We start from the raw sequence: 22,358 nt of genomic DNA on the forward strand, positions 1-22,358 counted from the left end.
TTCCCATCATGAAGGGAGAACTAATTCTTATCCTTGCTCTCTAACGAATTGCTCAATTCGGGCTATAATAGAATCTCTGACCGTACGGAATTGTTCCATGATTTCTTCTTCTGTGCCTGTCGCTTTGGCTGGATCATCAAACCCCCAGTGCCACTTGATAACATCAGGATTCATAATGACAGGGCAGTGCTCATCTGCATGTCCACAAAGGGTAATTACAAAAGTAGCGCGATTAGAGATATCAGAATTAATAACATCAGAGCTGTTACCACTAATATCCACTCCGACTTCTTTCATGACTTGAACGGCTCTAGGATTCAAACCATGTGCCTCAAGCCCCGCACTTTTCACTTCGTACTTATCTCCTCCGATTGCGTTCAAGAAGCCATCAGCGATTTGGCTGCGGCATGAATTCCCTGTGCAAAGAAAATAAACTAGTGGTTTGTTATACATTCTAGAAGCTCCTTTGAAATGTAATTTTATAATCCTCAACTTACAACCTTTAGCCATAAATAAAGCCCGCATAAGGTAATAAACAAGACGGGAACCGTTAGAATAATGCCCGTTTTAAAGTAAGCAGCCCAGGAAATCTTGACGCCCTTAGCGGATAACACATGCAGCCAAAGTAAAGTAGCAAGTGAACCGATAGGGGTGATTTTGGGGCCTAAATCAGATCCGATTATATTGGCATATACGAAAGCTTCGTGAATAATTCCCGTAGAGTTCGAATTATTAATAGCAAGCGCATTGATCATAACGGTCGGCATGTTATTCATAATCGAAGAGAGAATAGCCGCAAGAAAACCTGAACCTACTGTGGCTACAAATAAACCTTGATTACCGATCCATTTAAAGATTTCTCCAAGATCATCCGTAAGCCCAACATTCTTAAGTCCATAAACAACGACGTACATGCCAATAGAAAAGGTGACAACAGCCCATGGCGCCCCTTTTACAAGCTTCCAGGTATGGATCTCCGGGCTCCGACCGGCAAGCAACAAAAAGATAATCGCTGCCATACCAGCAATAATTGACACCGGTACGTTGATAAATTCACTTGCCAAATAGGCGATTAGAAGAACGACAAGGATAATCCAGGAGATTTTAAATAACCGCATATCTTTAATCGCTTCAACCGGCTTCTTCAATTGTGTCAGGTCGTATTGCTTGGGTATGCTTTTGCGGTAGAAGAGAAAGAGCACAAGTAAGCTTGCGGCAACTGAGAAGATCGTTGGAACAATCATTCGGCTCGCGTATTCGGCGAATCCTATTCCGAAAAAGTCTGATGACACGATATTCACCAAGTTGCTTACAACAAGCGGAAGGGAGGCCGTATCGGATATAAATCCACTCGCCATAATAAATGGAAGAATCATACGTTCATCAAATTTCAACGCCCGAACCATAGCTAGTACGATAGGCGTTAAGATAAGAGCAGCACCGTCATTTGCAAAAAAAGCTGCAACTGCTGCACCTAATAAAATGACGTATACGAACATCAAATGACCGTTTCCTTTGGCGGATCTAGCCATATGTAGCGCTGCCCATTCAAAGAAACCAATCTCATCAAGAATGAGTGAGATTAGAATAACCGCAACGAACGCAAGGGTAGCGTTCCAAACGATTTGGGTTACATCCCACACATCGTGAAAATTAACGACTCCAAAGATTAAGGCGATTATTGCACCGCCACAAGCGGACCAGCCGATATTAAGCCCCTTCGGTTGCCAAATGACGAACACTAGCGTTACTAAAAATACAATTGATGCAAGTGCCAGCATGATGCCTCCAGGTTTACGTACAGCCTTTAACTGCACTGATTTTCTCTTGCATGGATGGAAGCTGATCGAGTAGTTGCTTCAAATAGTCTTTGTCTTGTAAGTCCAATGAATAGTAGATCCATTGACTACGGCGCTCCTCGTTAATGAGACCACCCATTCTTAGTTTTTTTAGATGTTGGCTAATGTTGGGCTGGGTGGTTTCTAAAATTTCTACGATATCACAGACGCACATCTCTCGGTGGCGCAAAAGCGCCATAATTGTCAATCTGGTTTTATCGGAGAGAAGCTTCAATTCACCGGACATTTCCTCAATTGATTGCAAATTCTTTCCTCCTTCTAGTAACGAAATGATTACCTAAACGTCTTTGTATCCGCAAATGATTATATAATCAAACGATAATATAAGCAATAACTTATTTGAATGCATGTTAACAATGATTGACGTCTAGCGATGCAAAATAAAGCTTATATTAAATCTGGACCGTAATCGAAAACATAGATTCCGTGTTCATCCATTACATTATTTATTTGGCTAGAAGCCGCAATCTTTTAATTGCGGCTTTTTTAATGTCGATATTAGCAACTGCCTATACCTGTTTGTTAAGACATTCATACGATAAATAGCATCTGCTTAAACGGTTTTAGTAGAACTACATTCTTTAATAGGGAGCTGGATATGTGAAAACAAAAACGAAGCTTACTGGGCGAGTGATATTTAAGGGAGATCCAGGTTATGAGGCAGCACGAAAAAATTGGGATCCGCATACGGACCGATTTCCCAAAGTATTTGTATTTGCTCAAAGAACGAAGGATGTCGCAAATGCAATAAAATGGGCTCGTGAAAACAATGTTCCTATTCGGCCGAGAAGCGGACGACACGCCTTGGAAACAAATCTATCACAGGTCAATGGCGGGATAATTATTGATGTAAGCGATCTAAAGACCATTAAATTAAACAAAAAGAGTGGCACTGCTGTTGTTGGCACCGGTAACCGTGTAGGAGAGATTGTTGATGCGCTTGCTCGCCAGGGTTATATGGCTCCATTTGGCGACAGTCCTTCAGTCGGAATAGGGGGGATCACACCTGGCGGTGGGATTGGACCACTTCAACGTACGACGGGGTTGATCAGTGATAATCTAATCGGACTCGAGATGGTTGATGCCACAGGAAAAATTCTGAAAGCGAGCAAAAAGTGTCACGCCGATTTACTCTGGGCATCTCGCGGCGGCGGCGGTGGGAACTTCGGCATTTACACCACATACAAATTCAAAGTAAGGCGCGCGCCTGTTAAAGCTACCGTTTTCACGATCACATGGCCTTGGAACCAATTTGAAGAGATCGTCAAGGCTTGGCAGCGTTGGGCACCATTCACGAGCACCAAGCTCGGCAGTGAATTATCGGTTGGCCCCAAAAAAGGCGGCAACGTCAGTATGCTGGGCATATACCTCGGTTCAAAAAAGGAAGCGCTCCGCTACCTTGAGCCTATAACGAGTGTCGGGACGCCTACGAAAGAGATTAAATATCTTCCTTACTTGGAAGCTACGAAATATATGTTGGCTCCGGATCCGGTTCTTACGCAGAAATTCAGCAATCAGTTCTCTAGCGGCTTCGGTAACCGTCCATTCCCAGACAAAGCATTTAAGCCTATGCGCGAGTTTTTGGAGAACGTTGAGGAAGGTACACCTGCAGGTTTCTTCTTCCTAAACTGGGGAGGAGCTATTAGACGGATAGCACCTGAGGCCACTGCATTCTATTGGCGTAAACCTCAATATTATGTAGAGTGGAATAGTTCATGGGTTAAGCCATCTCATGCTGCCAGAAATATTGCATTAACCAGGAACACCAGGAAGAAGCTGCAGCCATATATCGTAGGTTCCTATATTAATGTTCCAGACCAAGGCATTAAACATTCTGGGCCTGTATATTATGGCAAAAACTATCCACGGCTGCGTAGAGTTAAAGCAAAGTACGATCCATCAAATGTGTTTAACAACCCTCAAAGTATCCCGCCGGCAAAATGATATCTAAGCGATCAGGATATAATTATGGATCGTATTTTAAATATTAAAGTCAGGTGTAAAAAGAAAAGGGGGGGGATGTCATGCATCCGCCCCCAGCAATCAATTGTTCACGGCTTTCAAGCGAGGCCGAAAAATTAGCTTTCGAGTTTTCGTGTACCTAGTCATTTCACCATTTCCGGATCGCGATGAGAAAAGAAAAGGCTTTGTTTTGTATCTAATGCGGCAATTGACTCCATGTCCTGTTGGCTTAACTCAAAATCAAAGATGTTAAAGTTTTCAACTATTCTATCTTTACGAACCGATTTTGGAATCACAACGATTTCTCTTTGTGTTAACCAACGCAAAACCACTTGAGCAACGGACTTGTCGTATTTTTCGGCGATGGAAATCAATAGCTCATTTAAGAACAAGTTATTTTTCCCTTCAGCAAAAGGAGCCCAAGATTCGATCTGTACATTATTTTCTTTCATGAATTTGGAATTTTCGATTTGCTGATTGAAAGGGTGAGTTTCAACCTGATTTACCGCTGGAACGACTTCATTATGAATAATTAAATCGATCAAACGATCTTCATGGAAGTTACTAACTCCGATTGCACGGATTTTCCTTTCACGATACAATTCCTCCATGGCGCGCCAGGATCCATATACATCACCGTATGGTTGGTGAATTAAGTACAAATCTAAATAATCCAATTGCAATTTTTTTAATGATTTTTCAAATGCTTTTTTGGTGCGCTCGTAACCGGTATCCTCTACCCAAAGCTTTGTCGTAATAAATAAATCTTCCCTTGCCACACTGCTGCGTTTGATCGCTTTACCTACTGCTTCTTCATTCTTATAGGAAGCAGCTGTATCGATACTCCGATACCCTGCCGAAAGGGCATTGTATACGCTTTGCTCACATTCATTTTGATCAGCCATTTGAAATACACCAAAGCCTAGAATCGGCATTTCTACACCATTATTCAATTTTATTGTTTGCATGTTCGATCCTCCAGTTTTGTATATTTTCTGTGTAATACTATTATACGCGCTCTGGCAAAACTACGGATATTCAATTCGTCTTAAATGATTGCCTAATCCTCTTATTAAGGCTGGTTATTGGTCAGATCGAATCATCAATACTGGATGCTGTCCTTCGTTTGGTGCGATTGCTCGACTCTCCTCAAGATATTCCTTATCTTGCGCCAATTCATAAGAAAGAAATCATTTACAGACTTCTGCAAGGGCAACGATGGTTTGCGTAACAATAATTGCAGCAGTATAGGTGTTGATAGGAGCATAGCTTTTTCGTTTCCACGGCCTAGATGAGTAAAAACAATCTTGTTCAATAACGTATGATGAGGCAAGCGGCCGCCAAGTGCATGACGAATAAGAGCATCCTGCTGCAGCGATTTAAAATGAAAGAGACGTTCGCATCCGAGCAACCAGCCTATTATCAGATACTGAAGGACGCGATGGGTAGGGAATAAAGCGTTGGATGCTTTTGGAAGGCCCAAGGTCTGCAAGCCATGGATTAATCCAATGGATTCGAGAAAAGCCAGGATCACCTTGCTGCCTGCAAAATTTGTAGCATTTCTCATAGAAAATTCCGTTTTCAAGTTCGCGATTTTTGTGGTAGACTTCACCTTATGGGTGCTCCTCTCTTTGGGTGATGTTGTCTTCGCAAACACCATTCTACCAAAGGTCGGGGCACTTTTTTATATTTTCTTCAAGGCTCTACTTTCGTAATTCAGGTTCAAAAATGAACTTATTTAGGATTTCAAGCTTAATCAAGAAGTTCTTAAGCAGGGTAGAAAACTGTCGATTTATCATTCATTGAAATTCAATTGATCCAATACATCACCATTTTCATTGTTATACATCATATAAACAATATAAATTTATGATAAATTGGATTTATGTGTAAGGATGTGTTGGGTATACCTATATCCTGATGGGTAGAATCATTGTCTTAAATACTACTCATACAAATAAAACAGAGAATAGGAGATGGTTTGTTTGAAGAGAATTGGAAAGAAGCTGTGTTTACTTTATGGCGCAATGATGACGATGTGTTTGTGCGTTGCTCCGTCTGCATTTGCTGCATCAGACAGTGATAGTTTTTCTTTGGGAGGTTATACTGCATCTGCATATTTGTCTTTGGGAGATTCTTCAGCGTATGCAGATACTTCTTATGATACTGTTGCCTACGTACATGTATCATTAACTGCTTCATTTGGTTCAGGACCTTTTTCGGAAACAAGATCAAATTCAAATTCAAATGCTTCGTATTCTGTGTCAACATCAGTGTCCACTACTTATTTTACTTCTACAGGCATTTCTGCGTCATCTAATCATGCAGTCAGTTACATGAATGGTAGTTGGACGCCTTCCCTAAGCGTTTAATACTTAGTCCATTACAATAAATGATGAGAGACAGGATAAACAGTATTCGTTCCCTGTCTCTCGTCTATTCTGTGTTGAAAGGGGATACTATGAAGCTGACTCATGTAAGGTTTAGATTAACAATTGGTTTATTGATCATCGTATTGCTAGCAGGCTGCTCGAAAGCATCGCCCGATTACAGCGACACCTACAATGCGGAAACCGACTATCAGTATCCGTTCTATATTCAAGGAGAACGGCAGCAAATAGCGGCAAGCGAGACAGGTTATTACTTCATCGTCAACAATTATATCTATTACGCAGACAGGTCGAATATGAAAGCCGTGCTTCTCGATGGCAGACCGGATTCGAAGTGTATGGACGATCCTGCTGCCGAAACTGAAGAAACTTGTTCTGCCTTTGTCGATACTCAGGACATATATGGGTATCTGACTTCCTATAATGGCTATCTATACACGATCCAGAACAAGATCATCGTGAACAAAGATAATGTAGTGGTAGAGCGAGCTGCGCTATTCCGAATGAAGAAGGATGGAACGGAGCGGAAGAAAATAGCTTCCTTTATGACAGCGCCTTTGAGCAACGCCATACATCGCGGGAAGTTCTATTATGTATCAACGGAATATGACGCCAATAACAATTTGACCTGTCAGTTGAAAAGCTTTTCCTTGAGCGATACACCTCCAAAAGCAGAGGTTTTGTATGAAGGCTGCAAGCAAAATAGCAACTTAGCTGATATCTATCCCTATGGGAAATATATCTATTTCGGTGAGACTGGGGCGGGTGTCATGTCTCAAATGAGATATGACCTAGAATCAGGAAACGCGGTAGAAATCTTGCCGGGCAGCGATAATACTGAATTGATCTCAAAGCTGGTAAGCGGTGTTCAGAACAAACAATTAATAATCAGCGACTTTAATCAATTAATCGATATTAGAAATCCCGAGGGTTGGCACCACTATAAAACAGATTTGGACGGTCAAATCAAGGGAACCATAGAATTAAATCGCAATTTTGTCCCAATGACCTATTTCGACGAACAATACATCTACGCACGACCTTCGTATTTCTATTTATACAAGGATGAATACAAGGACATTGCCAATGAAATGACAATTTACGATAAGAATGAGAGGGTCTTGAACACGGTGGACTTGTCGTTCATGTCTATTGTTCAAAAATTGGTTGTAGGCGATGAACATTATATGTTTGCAATATACAGGGACAAAGAGAATAAGCAATATGTGGTGAGATATCTGGACAAATCAAAGATAGGCAATGAATCGCTCGCGTTCGAAGATTTCTTCGAGGTGCCGAGCCAATGAGGCTGATGCTAACCGAAGGGTATAAGCTGACAAGTAAAACGCTGTTGCTTGCGCTTATCCCCCTCTTATTGCTGATCAACAGTTATCTATTTTATCAGCAGCAACAAGATCAGCATTCTAGTTTCATAGAAGGCGATCGAGAGGCCTATCAGCAAGAATTAGCGAAATATGAACAATTGTCAATCGATCAAGCTCTGAAAGAGGCCACTGAAAAACAGGAGCTGCTGATGAATTATAGCTCCTTTCGAAGTCTATCACTGAACGACAATACAGCGATGGCACAGGATCGGCTTCGCAAGCTGCTGGAGCAATCGCCAGATTTGCCAGAGCGTTATAAGAATAGTCTATATGAGCAACACCCAGAGCTTCTTCAGCTAGAGCTGCTCAATCTTGAACTTATCTTGCCTCAATTGGAAGCAGTGAACAGCTATGAAGACGATCTGGCTCGCATTCAGACCGAAGCGGAGAAGCTGTTGTCTGTATCCATATTCCAGGAGAAGGGCTCTTTCTCTTATCGTAATATTATGAAGACACAGGAGGATTTCCGATCGATAAAGAACGTTCCTCTGGAACTTGGCATTGATTACGGATTAGTTGCAGCAACCACCTTTAGCATCACGGATGTGTTCGTTGGCGTCACGATTCTATTAGTATGCCTCTACCTGTTCTGGATCGAGAAGGAATCGGGCATTATCGCATTATTAAGGTCCTTCCGACGGGGTAGATTCTCACTCATGACGGCTAAGATGACTGTCCTGCTGTTGATTGTGATTCTTCTTACGGCTTTTTTCTATGGCAGCAATATTCTAATGGCGAGTGAACTCTATGGATTCGGTAATATGGAAAGATTTATACAATCGATGGAGGTTTTCCAACACTCGAATGTGCTGATGAGCGTTCGATCCTATTTGATTTATTTCCTGTTTGGCAAATTGCTCGTGACGGGATTGTTAGCATCGCTTTTCGCTTGCGCATTCACATTCTTCCGTCATATCAGCTTAGCCATAACCGGATTGGCATGCTTCTTGGGGTTAAGCGCATGGGCTTATCACTCGATTGATTCCTTATCCTCACTCGGGATGTTCAAGTATATGAATCTCGTGGCATTATTCGAGGTTCAATCGTGGCTCAGTGAGTATCGAAACATTAATTTTTTCGGATACCCGGTACTACGGTTGTACCTCTCGCTCATCGGTAGTACTCTTATGTTCATCCTATTAGTCGCAGGGACTATGTTCATCTACACAAAACAATATCCGTCTGTTGCGGTACCTAGAATAATGATCTGGTTAGGGCAGGTAAGAGCAAGGTTCTTCAAACCTCGTTTCCGAGCGAAGCTGTTCCGCTATGAATGGTTCAAACTCGCGGTATCGGGCAGAGGTTATATCATTCTTATTGCTGCTGCAATGATTTGCTTGGATGGCATACATACGGATGAGTTGAGGTTTGAACAACAAGATGCATTCTATAACGGTTATCTGGATGAGCTTACCGGCCCGTTGGATGATGAGAAAGCCGTTATGATCCGGGAGGAACAGGAACTGTTTAATGCCGTAGCTGCGGCTACGGCTAAGCTCCAAGAAGATTACAGCGCAGAGCGAGTGACAATCGATGAATATGTGTTGCAGAAGTCGGCTCTAGAGCTCCAATCACAGAAGCAGCAAGCATTCGCTAGAGTAAAGGATCAATTTCAATATTTGCTGAGATTGGAGCAAGAGAGAGGCATTCAAGGGAGCTTTGTGAATGAGATTAATACGGAGTATCTCTTTGACGATCAGGGCAGAGAACATTGGAATAGTATCATAATGACTCTGTTCATTATGATTGGCACAAGTCTGCTGTTCGCCATTGAACCGCGGTTTCGACTGACAGGCTTGCTGCATAGTACGGTGAAGGGAAGGTGGTCTTTATTTTGCCGCAAGCATGTTGCTGTGTTCCTGTTCGCTCTTATTGTTGCTCTATTTGTTCTGCTGCCGCAATACGTGAATCTAATCTTTCATTATAGCATGATCGATTGGCAAGCCTCAATTCAAAGCGTCGAACAATTTCAGCATGTGACAATTGAACTTAATATTCTCGAGTTCTTGCTATTCTCGGTAAGTGTTCGTCTACTAGGGGCACTTGTCATTGCGGAATGGGTCATAGTGGCAGCCTTGTTCACCAAGAAACACTCGATTGCCATTCTATTAAGCGCGGTACTGCTTCTCTGTCCGCTGTTCATACAGATGACAGGGCTCGAAGGGATCAGTCTGTATTCGCTGAATGGAGTCCAATTGCTCAATGAATTGTTCGCAGAGCATGCCGCGGCCTTATACGTCCTGCTCGGAATAGGATGCTCCGGCGTGTTGGCTGCGATCTTATCGTGGAATAAGTTTGCGCATCATACCTTGTCATTGGCGGTGAGGGTGAAATGAAATTAGCGTTGAATGGCATTTCAAAAACGTATAAGAAAGGCACACGGCCTGCGCTTCGTACGCTGAATACGGTATTGAGCCCAGGCGTATATGGGATTCTTGGTCCAAATGGAGCAGGGAAGTCTACCTTAATGAATATTCTGACGGACAATCTGAAGCCGGATGGAGGTGTAGTGACTTATAATGATCGTTCGATCGGAAGTCTTGGTAACTCTTATCGTGATGTGTTAGGGTATGTGCCGCAGCAGCAAGGGTTGTATGAGGACTTCACAGGACTCCGGTTTCTGTGGTATGTCGCAGCTTTGAAGGGCTTGTCCGATCGGCAAGCGGAATTGAAAATTCGGGAGCTGTTGGAGGTTGTCAATTTAACGAAGGATGCGAGGAAGAAGATCGGCTCCTACTCCGGAGGCATGAAGCAGCGCATATTGATCGCTCAGGCTTTGTTAAATGAACCTGCTGTATTGATCATGGATGAGCCGACGGCAGGACTTGATCCTAAGGAGAGAATTCGAATTAGGAATTATATCTCTACGATATCGAGGAATAAGATCGTGATTATCGCAACGCATGTGGTTTCGGATATTGAATATATTGCGAAGGAAATTATTCTGATGAAGGAAGGTCAGCTGATTCAACAGGATGAACCTGCCGTTATTCTAAAGGGCATGCAGGGCAAGGTTGTTGAGCGATACATGACTGAGGAAGAGCTGGCGGCTGCCCAGCAGCAATATAAGGTAAGCAATATCTCGAATGACAGCGACGGACTCCGTGTGCGGATGGTTGGCGATAGCTGGCCGGAGCATTGGCGCGAACATATGGCCAGACCTAATCTGGAGGATGTGTATCTCTATTTGTTCGACGATTAATTCTGCAATTCGTAGTATACCATCGCTATTCAATGCTCTGATCGTAAAAGTATTTTCGCCTACTGATAATGTTACACTTTTCGAGAAACTTTGATCATAATTCAACCTGAATAACCAAAGCTTATAAAACTAAGCCGTGTCTGTTGCGTGAACAGGGAATATCAACCAGTTCTGGTGGACCGAATTCACTATAATACGCTTAGGGGCGAAATGAAGCCACAGATTCCCCCTCCCAACATGAAGAGGCAACGGTATTTTCCTAGACGCATTATGGGATTATTCGTTATTCCAGTAAAATACTTTTACGTTCCATGTGCAGCCAGGCCCATCGGTTTTGGAACGCTTCCGCCAACTTTAAGGTCAACTGGCGGCCGCTTCGAACCAGTACGCCTGCACACAGAATGAATTTCCGACGAAACCGTTGGATCGTATAGGAACGATGAATGGGATCACAGCATTGGAGTTTGAAGCGCTCGAACAGATTGTAAGCCAAAAGCTTGAGCTGAAGGTCAATCTCGTTGGCAGCAAACGACTGTGTCGGAATACGATGAATCGCGAAACCATTTTTGCCTTCCTTGATGTAGTGCTCTATACAGCAACGCTGGTTGTAGAAGCGCCATACATCAATGGCTTCCCACGCCTCGGTGGTTACCATTGCTTCATACTGCCAGAGAAGGTCCAGTTCAAGCTGAGGATGATCGTCCGCATATCGCTGCATTTACGAATAACAGCCACAGCAGTGCCTTGTTGATGGCCATAAACGGTTTCTACAAATGAATCCAAATCGAGAATGGAATGTTCGGGCAGCACTGGAGCAATGATGTCGAAGTTGAGGACGCGAAAGTTAGGTAGGAAGGATTCCTGCGACTTGCCAAAGCGAAGCAACTCCTTGTTCTATAACGTATGATGAGGCAAGCGGCCGCCAAGTGCATGACGAATAAGAGCATCCTGCTGCAGCGAATTAAAATGAAAGAGACGTTCGCATCCGAGCAACCAGCCTATTATCAGATACTGAAGGACGCGATGGGTAGGGAATAAAGCGTTGGATGCTTTTGGAAGGCCCAAGGTCTGCAAGCCATGGATTAATCCAATGGATTCGAGAAAAGCCAGGATCACCTAGCTGCCTGCAAAATTTGTAGCATTTCTCATAGAAAATTCCGTTTTCAAGTTCGCGATTTTTGTGGTAGACTTCACCTTATGGGAGAGCACTGAAAAACGGTTACAGAATATGTAAGGGAGGCTGGTGAGCGATCATCAGTCTCTTTTTTGCATAACAACTTCATCGATTCACCGCGGTAATATGATATAATAATCCTGAGGTGAAAAAAATGTTACAACTTAACAAACAACAAACGCTGTCTTTTCACAGCGAGTTATATAAGCTCATACCCCAAGATCATTTACTCATTCGAATTCATCAACTCATCGATTTTTCTTTTATTCTTGAATTTGTCCAAGAGCAATATAACCTGTATTATGGCCGGCGAGCGAAAGATCCCGAGATGTTATTTCGGTTGATCTTTATTCAAAAATTATACAACCTCTCCGACGAGAGAGTTATTGAAGAAACCAAAGTAAATCTGGCGTACAAGTGGTTTATAGGTTTAAACCCAGAAGATCCTTTGCCGGACCCTTCGCTGCTTTCTCTCTTTCGTGTCCATAAAATCGGGGCTGGTGAGGTTGAAAATCTTCTAACTGAGGTCGTCAAACAATGCGTAGAAAAGGGACTTGTGAAATCATCGGCTATTCTTGTCGACGCGACGCATACCCATTCCAAATATGAAGCCTCCAAGCCTCTTCAAGTACTTAAACAAGCTGCTAATCGTTTGCGACGTGCGGTTAAAAAGCACAATGGGAACCTACTGAAGCAGTTGCCAAAAATGCCTGAATTTGAAGGGGAAACGAGGGAGAAAGAAAAACAGGCGCTTGTTTACCTAGCGCATCTAGGTGAGACCGTAGAGCAACTCCTTCCTGATGCTGAGGGTTCCTTGATGTCGCGTTTAGAGGAAACGAAGAAAATTGTGACCGACGAGCGGTTATTAGCTTGGAAAGGCGTACAGTCGGCGATTGATCCCGACGCTCGATTTGGCTGGAAAAGCGCCACAACTTCATTTTTTGGTTACAAAGAAAGCATCGCGATGACAGAGGACGGAATTATTACGGCCATGAAAGTCGAGCCCGGAAATGCAAGTGATCCTAAAGCATTCCCTGATCTGTTGAAGCATACCACCGAAACAGGGCTTGTTGTAAAAGAAGTGCTAGCCGATAGAGCCTACGGTAGTTTTACAAACCTCAAACTTCTCGCGAAGGACGAAATAACCCCTACCATTAAGTTAAATGAAATGATGCTATATGGGCATCAGGACGAGCAAAGAGAGAAGTTTGTTTACCACAAAGACAGTGAATCAGTGGAATGTCCAGCAGGGCATCACAGTAATCGTAAAGCAAAGATGGGTCGTAAAAACGGAAACGAATGCCAGCGGCTTACTTTCTTCTTTGATGTAGAGAAATGCAAGGGTTGTCCACTTCAAGAAGGCTGCTACAAACCAGGGTCTAGCTCAAAAACGTACTCCGTTCCTATTGTACCTGAGTTCAAACGGAAAGCAGTCGAGTATCACGAGTCCGAAGCCTTTAAGCTACGCTACCGGATGAGGTACAAAATTGAACAGAAGAACCATGAATTAAAAAACCATCATGGCCTGGCGATTTCACAGTATAGCCGAGGTCTTCTTGGCATGCGAATACAAGCTGTATTAACGGCAATTGCCGTAAATGCGAAACGAATGGTGAAGTTGGCGGAGCCCAAAGTGGCCCTTTAAGGGACACATCCCCGATCCCATTAAACCATAAATGCCAAAAAGTCGTTGTTTTGTTGCTCGAGGCAACAAAACAACGACTTTTTCAGTGCTCTCCCTTATGGGTGCTCCTCTCTTTGGGTGATGTTGTCTTCGCAAACACCATTCTACCAAAGGTCGGGGCACTTTTTTATATTTTTATGAGAGAGCACTTTCGTAATTCAGGTTTAATTAACGGGAGACTGCCGGCGAACGATCGGCAGTTTTTTGTGTTAATGATCAGAATAGTTATAATTATTGTTTCTCAAAATTTGGGACTGTATTTGATATAATCATATAGAACAACAAGGAGTTTATCTGATGGTTGAAGTTTTTTGCTGTAGCTGACATTATTGTGAAACTTATTAAGACCCATTTCCCTCAAGATGTTGCTAGTGACGGATACTACGGATCATATTTACAGGGTCGAGCGACTGAACGATCGGATTTGGAATTCTTTTTCATTCCGGCCACAGCCAGAGGAAGAGAAGTGGAGTGCCAGTTTATAATCGACGGAATAAGTTTTGATTTCTGGCTAATCGGATGGGATCGTGCTGAAAGCGTGTGAGAAACTAACTGGTGATACGCTTCGCCTTATATCGGGGCGACAAGAGAGACGAGAAGAAATTCGCTCTTTCAGCGGACGAATGAAGGGGTATTACGAAGAGGAAAGAGGAATGATGAACAAGCTGCTAACCGCATGCGACAAAGAACATTACGAAACAGCTTTCTTCGTAGCAATTGGCGTACAAGATGGGCTAGCCCGAATTTTGTACGCTGCGAAAAAGGGACGTTGGCCTAGTCATGTTGACTTGGGAGAGCATCGCGAGTTTTACGCTCGTTATGGGTATCCAGATCTTGTCGCGCTCTTGGATCTGTCGGTCTGCCAACCTCATAGCATTGAAACAGACGGTCGTAAATGTCCGGCGTAAATGTGAGCACAGCGACCCCGCAGCCGTTTGACAAACAGTTTGTACACCGTGATAAAGGCTTGTAACTCATTGCGTAAAATATCACGTTGCTCCATGAAAATAGAACCTCCTTAGGCGATGTAACAAGAGAGGGCAATTGTTACAAAAAATGCCCGGTTATTATGGAATGACCATTACAGGGCGCGGAATGCTTCTCGTATAAACATATGTACAAAATACTACGTAATATTAAAATGTAAGTTTTGTTGACAAAGCTATGAATCTACTGTATTTTCATATAGTGTTACACATTATATATGGACATCCACAAAAGAGAATGTGGGAGGTCCTTTTTTTTGTGGCAAAAATGATTGTGGCGGTGAGGACAAGTGGGATCCTATTTTCATGTATTTTGTCCCAAAGGAGTGACCAGTAAATACAGGCTGATTGTTTACGATTCTAAGAAGGAGCCCTTTATTCCGTTGACCGAGTATTATCACGATCAGATAAAGCGAATAAATGAGAGTTCAGTTTTAGCATATTTAAACACCCTTAAGCCGTTCTTCTATTGGATTGAAAAGAAAAGTAGCTATAAGGGGGCCATCGTTCAATGGAATGGTGAACCCAAAGGCGTTAAGGAAGCTGTAAGACAATATTTAATACAGGAGATGCATTGCAAAGTTCGCGGCAGGGAAAATCATGAAGGTATTTACATGACGAGTAAAAGTTCAAAAACAGTCCAGTTGTTCTTAGCTGCGATCAAGGGCTTTTACAGGAGCATGTTACGTATGAAAATGTATCCTTATGAAAATCCTTTGGTGGATTTAGAGTGGGAAGATAACTATGGTGAACTACCTGGAGCACGCCAGAATAGACCTAGGATGCCACAAGCTGCCGGTACTGAAGAGCCTCTTTCGTTTCGTGGGCGAACTGATTCTTATTTCAAGATCATTAACGAAGAATGGGTTCCAGAAATTATAGGAGACTGGGATTTACCATATCGCATTTATCACGCTGGGGCCATTGATAACTGGCGTCTTCGGGATGAGGTCATTTCTCGATTCATGTTTGAGACAGGCGCAAGAATATCAGAAATATTAGAATTAACAGTTGGTGACTATCGCAAGCGTTCAGATATTCATGAGTTAGCTGCGATAAATAAGGGGAGCTTCAAGAAAAGAATAAAGTTCATTCGAATCTCTCCTGAGACATTGAAACTGCTTATACGATACGTCAATACAGAGAGGAGACAATCCGCACCCACCCAAGTCAAATTTCAAGACTTACCTGATTCAGCGCCTTTATTTTTATCCACACGAGGCACGGCTTACACATATTCAGCATTCTACTCGAATTGGACTCGGCTTACTATGAGTGCTGGAATTAAGATAAATCCTCATAAAGCCCGTCATTGGTTTGTAACCTCAATACTGCGTGGGATTTATGAAAACGCGAGTTCAGGTGCTGACATTGAGAGGAAAAAGAAACAATTAATAGAGTATATGAAGTGGCGTGATCCTGAAACCTTGACCGTGTATGAGCATTATTATGACGAGCAGAAGTTCCGCGACTTACATGAACAAATGCAAGAAAATTACTTGAAACGTGAAAAAGCGTATCTTAAATCAATTAAGAATGGTTCAACGCCTGAACAACTAAATAAAGATCCGGCCGAGTTAGTGGAGAGTATTACCTCTGATGACTCTGAATGGTTAACTGACTTTTATGAAGGAATGAATGATTAGTGAACAGCAGCATGGAACTACCAGTCGAATTTCAAGATAAAGCATGGGCTAAGCTTTTATTCGGTAAGCTCCCTGACAGAATCCTGTTTTTAACCGATCCTAACGGTAATTTTTATTGGGAACAGGTCGAGGAGAAGAATCTCAAATATTTTGCAAAGCAATGTCTAGGAAATCCATGGGCAGATCATTTTGGCCTGGCGTTGTTATGCTTAACGGATCGAGGATTGACTCCATCCTCAATCATGAACATAACTTCGGTTTTAAATGCACGGTTCCGTGACCTATTCAATCACTTTAAGTTAAGCAAAGTCGAGGACTTATTGCCCTCTCACGTCGAAATGTATGTAACTGGCCAGATTCTTCAGGAACACTCGGATAGACAACGTCAGAGTATTCTCACGCTGTACAATACATTTATGTTTAATCTTAAGAAGTGGATTGGAACACAGTTCACGGATGAAATTCAGCAGAACCTTGCTCAATATCAATTGCCGGTTTTACCGTTCGATAATCGTGATTTTAGTGTTCGAACCAAGGCAATTACCAACGCAAAGAATAAGAGAAAAGAAGATACATCTGCCGTGACACCTCTACTGCCTGAAATAAGAGCCATCGGCCATTTGAGGTGGAATCAAGTTAGCCGGCTGCGTGAGGCCTATCTTAAGGCTGTACAATCCGTTAAAAACGACAACCTGACGCTACCAGTTGATTTTTATTATGATGAATCGGAGTACGCAAATGAAAGATGGCTCTTCACACTCTGGGATATCTCGAGCTATGAACACGAGATTGAAGGAAAAAACCAATATCGTGAGCCGAATGATAAGGATTACTTCCTGGAGTACATTAAGGCCGAAAAACTCGATGACGGCTCTGCCGGGGAAGGCCCCTGGTTTTTAGACCTCCTGCGACTAAGATTATTAGGTCAATGGGATACCCAATATACAAGTGAGGAACATCGGGCCAAAGTAATGGAATACCTTAACCACTGGGGGTATGATGTGAATGAGGATGGTAAGACTACAGCCCCGTTTCTCCCGCGCAACCCTGGCTTATTAATCCAGGGTTTGTATCTTACAAAGAAGCAGCGAACCACAAATAAGGTATTCATCAACATTGAACCGATTTATGTAGCTTGTATGTTTGCTCGCTTTGCTTTGGACATTATTACGTCTTCAGGAGCCAGAATAAATGAATTGCTACAAATCAGCTATGACAAAGAGTGCTGTATAATAACGGTCGATAAAAGTGCCTCACCACCCAGGAAAAATTACATCTTCCGTCTCACTCCCAAGGGACGAGAAGAGGCTGAGAATTACTACATGCCTGAAGATGTTTTTAAGTTTATGACTGAAATTGTTAAGATGCTAAAAGAGTCATACGGTAATGATGGAATTCCTGATGTTGAGTTCGATGTAGAAAGCCGGAAACATCTTCTGGACATTAAAAAGTATATTTTTCAGTATCAGTCTAGGCATATCAATGTGTTCACTATCAATGCTATTTTAAGGTTCTTACTACACGGCATCATCATTCAAACAGCTGAAGGCAATCAGGTAATCGTTAAATCCCACTTATTTCGTCATGCATTTGCAACGCATGCCGTTCAAAGCGAAAAGCTTCCGCTGGATATCGTCAAATCGCTCCTCCATCAGAAGGATGTTGAGGTAACTGCATACTACTCAGCTCCCACATCCCAGCAAATTTCCGATTCAATTAATAGTCTCCATGAAAGTTGGATTACTCAAATCGATATTCAGAAGGGGATATTAAGAGGGCCAGAGGAACTTCAAGAATTATTTGATGACTACCGTGGGAAAGTAGGTACCCTTTCAAAGGTAGTAGGAGGTATCTGTACGATCGATTCGGTTTGCCCTACAAAAATGGCATGTATCGGTTGTGCAGCAAAGGTTCCACGGCCAGAGTTTAAAGATGAAATAACGGCTCTTTACGATTGGGCAGATGAAAGTGAGAAGCGATTTGAAAAACTTGGATTGCCACTTGAAGCTCAAAAGATGAAGATAACTAAGAACCGCGCTCGAAATGAGCTCAAAGAGATACAATTAATTGAAAGATACCAGAGGGATGAAAAACATGCGCCAGAAATCAGAATCGCCCGTAAATAATGAGTTATCTTGGCTTCAGGTCAGATATGAGCAACGAAAAAACAGATCCGTAGAGTTAGGAATCAATGCCATCGATAAGCTTGTAAAAGATAATAATCCCGTTTCTTATCGCACTGTATCGGAACTAACTAGGGAGTTGGATCCGGATGGTGAAGGCATTCACCCTAATACGATCCGTAAAAATAGTGAACTTCATGACTATTTCGTTCGGCACCGAACTGCCAAGCCATATAAGCCGCGTAAAAGGGCTGTAAAGCAGCTTCTGGACGAAATGGACTCATTCAAGCAGATCAAGATTAACCGTGACCTAGAGCGCGTAAGACAGCGTTATATGCAGTCCACAAAGGCCGAACTGGTAGAACATCTGATACGGCTAGAACTATATGTTGCTCAGCAGAATCAGATTTGGTTAAAAAATGAGTTCGAGAAATTTCAATGATTATATTAGTCGATCAAAAAGTAAGCAAATAGCAGCCGGCGTTAAGCTAACGGGCAGTTTAGCGCAACTCACTGCCTTGTAATTACGTATAAATTATGGTTCAATTTGGAAAGAAAGGAGTGATCGATCTGAAGTATGGAATGTACGTTGTAGCAATAATAATGACCATAATATTGATTGTTGGATGTAGTAATAAAAGCCCATTCGGAGAAAATTTAGAAAGTAAAGATGAAGTATTGGTAAAGAGCGAAAAGATTGAGAAAACAATTACAGATGAAAATGAGATATCCGACTTGGTAAATGTCCTAAACAAAAGTAAAGCAATAGAACCTCCTGAAAAAGCTAAGGGAATAAAACTAGATGTTGCGAATGAAACCGTATTGATAAAATTCCCCAAAGCCGATTTCTTCTATATTGGAGATGGATACTTGTACTACGGAAATAGTGGACAATACTATTCCGTCTCAACAGACATCGAAGATTATATTACAGAATAGCATGACAATTATCGACTAGGCTAAAGAAGAACGTTAGCACCGCGACATGAAGGCAGCCGACTACGTGATCGGCTGCCTTTGTTCGTTGAAGTAACTGGCAGGATTGCGCAACAATATCAGGTTAGTTTCGTCTAATTACATGATGTGGAGATTAGACTAACTTATAGATTATTGGTAGATAAAACATAAAAAATGGAGGGAAAAATGAACGTCTCGAAAAGAACGGCTCTAACACTAGTGATTATTATTTTATTCGTATTTATTTCAGTTATTTTCTTTTATCGTGTGCAAATCAACAAGTACAAAAGCACTTTAGAGAACAGCATATATTTAAAGTTGAATCATGGATTCACTGGCGGAAATACGCAATCTATTGGAAATTTAGAATATGTCATTAAGAGCCTAAATGAGAATGCAACCAAAGATACAATCTTATATACACTAGGGAATTTGGGAACTTCAATAAATACCGCAGAAGAATCCTTTACTTTGCTTGATCGTGACTTTAATCATTACGGAGCATCATCTTATCAGATGTATAACTTTTTTGAAGATCTATTTTGGTACATCAGAGCTGATTTGTCTGATGACATCCTGTCCAACAAAATAAAGCTTAATGTTGAATCGAGAGCAAATATCGTAAAAGAACTTGAAGTCCTTAAAGCTGATTTGATTTATATTAGTAAAAAATTTGATGAATCAACAATTAAAGATAAGAAACCAGAATGGATTGAAACGGAATGGGAAAAGGTGATGAAAGAAATTATCGATCGGAATCAAGGCTTTAGGTTATATCAACGAATGAAGGTTAAATATGGGTTAGATCATTCATCATAAGTAAATGATTCGAATCGAAGGACGTTACGCTAACGGGAGACGCTAGTTTAACACGCCCCTGCTGATTATTAAAACATCTCCTTAGAAGCAAACTAGATTTAATAGCTTCTAGAGGGAGGTTTTGTTATGAAATTAAGTGAGCTGTGGAAGTTGTATGAAGCTGACAAGCGCATACAAGGATTCAGTACGAGAACCTTAAAAGCCTACGCCCTTCAGCACAAAATGTTAATGCAAGAGCTAGGTAATCTTGATATCACAGAAGTAACTTTAACTATGCTGAAAGAGTACTTGGCAAAACAGGCTGATCGTTTGAAGCCAAGCAGCCTAGGTCATCGAATTCGGTTTGTTCGTTCTCTTTTCCGTTATGCTTATGAAGAGACGTATGTGACCTCAAATCCTTCTCTTAAATTAAGAGAACCCAAATTAGATAAACGCATTCCTAAGTTTTTGATTGAGGAAGACGTTATACACTTAAAGATCTCTTGTCAGTCATTCAGGGAAAGAGCGTTGCTTGAGTTTCTCTACAGCACTGGCTGCCGGGTTGGGGAAGTGGAGAAGATCAATATCGAGGATCTCAACTGGGAGAACTGCTCAGCAATCGTTAATGGCAAGGGATCAAAGCAGCGAGAAGTTTACTTCACGACCGAGTGCAAGGTATGGTTAAAGAAGTACCTGGCAAGCCGTGAGGACTCCTGCAAAGCCTTATTTGTTACCGATACGCATCCTACAAAGAGAATGGCGATACCTACGATTAGATGGGCCTTAAAACGGCTTGCAGATCGTGGAGAAATTGAAGCGAACGTATACCCGCATCGCTTTCGACATACTTATGCATGCCAACTCCTTGATAATGGTGCCCCATTAGATTTTATCCAAGGTATGCTCGGTCATGAGAAAGCATCGACCACTCAAATCTACGCACAACTCCGCGGCGAACGTCGGGGAGAGCTTTATCGACGATACTTTTAATTTGTATTGGCGGCGGATCTCCATTTAGAAATCCGTCGCTTGTTAAACTAAAGGGCAGAATAGTTCCAATAATCCCTTCATATGCAACATTTTTACTACGGAAGCGTTTAGATGAATGAGGTGATTGTTATCAAACTATTTAAAATTTTTATGGTTCTCGGAATGGCTGTACTAATTACAAGTTGTTCGTCTCAAAACAATGAAAATCATTCGGATACAACAAAGAACGATGTCTCTTCAACAGATGCAAAGGTAAGGACTCTACCCAATGTTGAAAAACCGTATTTGCCTGAAAAAGCGGCTGAGAACGGGGATATTGTAAATGTGAATGGCGAATCCTCATCAAATTTGGAAAGATGGCAAGTTTTCTTGAAAAATATTGAGCAAAAAAATGCAGACGCTATTCGAATTACCCAATATACATCTGATGAAGGCGACCCAATTTTGTACGAGCTTTCCTTTAATGGGGAACAAATTGCATATACCTATGATGAATCCATGGCTGTTTTTGACGGACAAACAAATGGCAAACAAAACACAACTTGTGGAGGGATCAAAAAGAGAGAACCAATGGATGAATCACAGAACCCTAATGTGTACCTTCTAACTGGCTGTAAAGCCCAGGATGTAGGAAACACCTTCTACTTCAGTGAAAATTAAGCAAAAATACAGTATCCAAGAACGAGTCTTGTTTCTTGGGAACTACTAAAACATTGGGAAAAGATTAAGGTCTTCTATTGAACTAACGGAGAACGATAGCTAAATGTAGCCCCATAGATAGGAGACTGGCCATGAACTTTTTGAATCGTTATATATGGATAGAAGCTGAAATATGGCCCGAGGGCTCATGGGATTGTAAGGATGACAATTCCGATGTTATTGTTGTCTTGCCAGATCGCTCGAAATGGACTGCCAGTTTTTTTACTTACCAAAATATCGAGACGTTGAGGCAAAAGAATATACAATCCGGTGAATGCTTGAACGGCGCATATTTTTGGTCCAGCGACATGGTGTTGATTGATATTATAAGTAGAGAAAGAATTGAACAACTAATTGATCATTAATCAGACATGACAATTTTCAATCAGTCTTTAGTCAGTACCCTGATGTAACTGCAGAAGACGAAGAGAACTATCCTGTTGGATTTTTTATTACCGAAGAATCGTTCAACTAACGGAGAACAATAGCGCCACGAAATGACG

Annotated in this window: 18 protein-coding genes and 2 pseudogenes; 15 read left to right on the forward strand and 5 right to left on the reverse strand. The window is 41.9% G+C overall.

Translation table 11 applies throughout. The features are described from left to right. Nucleotides 1–27 precede the first annotated feature (27 nt). Genes arsC through ACX1C1_RS20245 form a run of 3 tightly spaced genes read right to left on the reverse strand, consistent with a single transcriptional unit; the run spans nt 28 to nt 2,103 of the window. Complete coding sequence (gene arsC / locus ACX1C1_RS20235) at nt 28–453, reverse strand: arsenate reductase (thioredoxin) (protein WP_458953963.1); 426 nt, start codon at nt 451–453, stop codon at nt 28–30. A gap of 35 nt (nt 454–488) precedes the next feature. Next, nucleotides 489–1,781, reverse strand: coding sequence for an arsenic transporter (locus ACX1C1_RS20240; RefSeq protein ID WP_458957743.1), 1,293 nt, complete (start codon nt 1,779–1,781; stop codon nt 489–491). Between the two features lie 13 nt (nt 1,782–1,794). Then, the gene (locus ACX1C1_RS20245) at nt 1,795–2,103 is read right to left on the reverse strand and encodes an ArsR/SmtB family transcription factor (protein ID WP_458953964.1); all 309 of its coding nucleotides are present in this window, start codon (nt 2,101–2,103) and stop codon (nt 1,795–1,797) included. A 356-nt stretch (nt 2,104–2,459) separates the two neighbouring features. On the opposite strand from ACX1C1_RS20245, the gene ACX1C1_RS20250 reads away from it, so the two are divergent. Then, on the forward strand, nt 2,460–3,803 hold the full coding sequence (locus ACX1C1_RS20250) for an FAD-binding oxidoreductase (RefSeq protein WP_458953965.1): 1,344 nt from the start codon (nt 2,460–2,462) through the stop codon (nt 3,801–3,803). A 161-nt stretch (nt 3,804–3,964) separates the two neighbouring features. Here the strand turns inward: ACX1C1_RS20250 and ACX1C1_RS20255 are convergent, their stop codons facing one another. Continuing rightward, nucleotides 3,965–4,789, reverse strand: a complete 825-nt coding sequence (locus ACX1C1_RS20255) for an aldo/keto reductase (protein WP_458953966.1) — start codon at nt 4,787–4,789, stop codon at nt 3,965–3,967. Nucleotides 4,790–4,920: 131 nt separating this feature from the next. On the opposite strand from ACX1C1_RS20255, the pseudogene ACX1C1_RS20260 reads away from it, so the two are divergent. The 5 genes and pseudogenes from ACX1C1_RS20260 to ACX1C1_RS20280 form a co-directional block, all read left to right on the forward strand. Further along, nucleotides 4,921–5,040, forward strand: a pseudogene (locus ACX1C1_RS20260) (AraC family transcriptional regulator N-terminal domain-containing protein); the annotation flags it as partial. Nucleotides 5,041–5,806: 766 nt separating this feature from the next. Then, complete coding sequence (locus ACX1C1_RS20265; protein ID WP_458953967.1) at nt 5,807–6,193, forward strand: hypothetical protein; 387 nt, start codon at nt 5,807–5,809, stop codon at nt 6,191–6,193. Between the two features lie 89 nt (nt 6,194–6,282). After that, entirely contained in the window at nt 6,283–7,518 is a 1,236-nt protein-coding gene (locus tag ACX1C1_RS20270) for a hypothetical protein (RefSeq protein ID WP_458953968.1), read from the forward strand. Next, a complete protein-coding gene (locus ACX1C1_RS20275; RefSeq protein WP_458953969.1) occupies nt 7,515–9,932 on the forward strand; it encodes a hypothetical protein in 2,418 nt (805 codons plus the stop codon). The genes ACX1C1_RS20270 and ACX1C1_RS20275 overlap by 4 nt, the downstream gene beginning before the upstream one ends. Further along, nucleotides 9,929–10,798, forward strand: a complete 870-nt coding sequence (locus ACX1C1_RS20280; protein ID WP_458953970.1) for an ATP-binding cassette domain-containing protein — start codon at nt 9,929–9,931, stop codon at nt 10,796–10,798. Before ACX1C1_RS20275 ends, ACX1C1_RS20280 begins: the two co-directional genes overlap by 4 nt. Nucleotides 10,799–11,081: 283 nt before the next feature. On the opposite strand, the pseudogene ACX1C1_RS20285 reads toward ACX1C1_RS20280, so the two are convergent. After that, nucleotides 11,082–11,992: pseudogene (locus tag ACX1C1_RS20285) on the reverse strand (transposase). Between the two features lie 134 nt (nt 11,993–12,126). Between ACX1C1_RS20285 and ACX1C1_RS20290 the strand changes: the two are divergent. From ACX1C1_RS20290 to ACX1C1_RS20330, 9 genes are all read left to right on the forward strand, one after another. After that, a complete protein-coding gene (locus ACX1C1_RS20290) occupies nt 12,127–13,617 on the forward strand; it encodes an IS1182 family transposase (protein WP_458953438.1) in 1,491 nt (496 codons plus the stop codon). 692 nt (nt 13,618–14,309) lie between these two features. Further along, on the forward strand, nt 14,310–14,564 hold the full coding sequence (locus tag ACX1C1_RS20295; RefSeq protein ID WP_458953971.1) for a hypothetical protein: 255 nt from the start codon (nt 14,310–14,312) through the stop codon (nt 14,562–14,564). A 461-nt stretch (nt 14,565–15,025) separates the two neighbouring features. Continuing rightward, nucleotides 15,026–16,288, forward strand: coding sequence for a tyrosine-type recombinase/integrase (locus ACX1C1_RS20300; RefSeq protein WP_458953972.1), 1,263 nt, complete (start codon nt 15,026–15,028; stop codon nt 16,286–16,288). Continuing rightward, the gene (locus ACX1C1_RS20305) at nt 16,288–18,414 is read left to right on the forward strand and encodes a site-specific integrase (RefSeq protein ID WP_458953973.1); all 2,127 of its coding nucleotides are present in this window, start codon (nt 16,288–16,290) and stop codon (nt 18,412–18,414) included. The genes ACX1C1_RS20300 and ACX1C1_RS20305 overlap by 1 nt, the downstream gene beginning before the upstream one ends. After that, nucleotides 18,383–18,853, forward strand: coding sequence for a hypothetical protein (locus ACX1C1_RS20310; RefSeq protein ID WP_458953974.1), 471 nt, complete (start codon nt 18,383–18,385; stop codon nt 18,851–18,853). The genes ACX1C1_RS20305 and ACX1C1_RS20310 overlap by 32 nt, the downstream gene beginning before the upstream one ends. A gap of 119 nt (nt 18,854–18,972) precedes the next feature. Beyond that, nucleotides 18,973–19,350, forward strand: coding sequence for a hypothetical protein (locus ACX1C1_RS20315; protein ID WP_458953975.1), 378 nt, complete (start codon nt 18,973–18,975; stop codon nt 19,348–19,350). Between the two features lie 204 nt (nt 19,351–19,554). Further along, entirely contained in the window at nt 19,555–20,187 is a 633-nt protein-coding gene (locus ACX1C1_RS20320) for an oxidoreductase (RefSeq protein WP_458953976.1), read from the forward strand. Between the two features lie 126 nt (nt 20,188–20,313). Then, nucleotides 20,314–21,156, forward strand: a complete 843-nt coding sequence (locus tag ACX1C1_RS20325) for a tyrosine-type recombinase/integrase (protein WP_458953977.1) — start codon at nt 20,314–20,316, stop codon at nt 21,154–21,156. Between the two features lie 111 nt (nt 21,157–21,267). Then, entirely contained in the window at nt 21,268–21,816 is a 549-nt protein-coding gene (locus tag ACX1C1_RS20330; RefSeq protein ID WP_458953978.1) for a DUF4362 domain-containing protein, read from the forward strand. Nucleotides 21,817–22,358: the final 542 nt, after the last annotated feature.

This window comes from Paenibacillus sp. strain BS8-2, assembly GCF_054483835.1.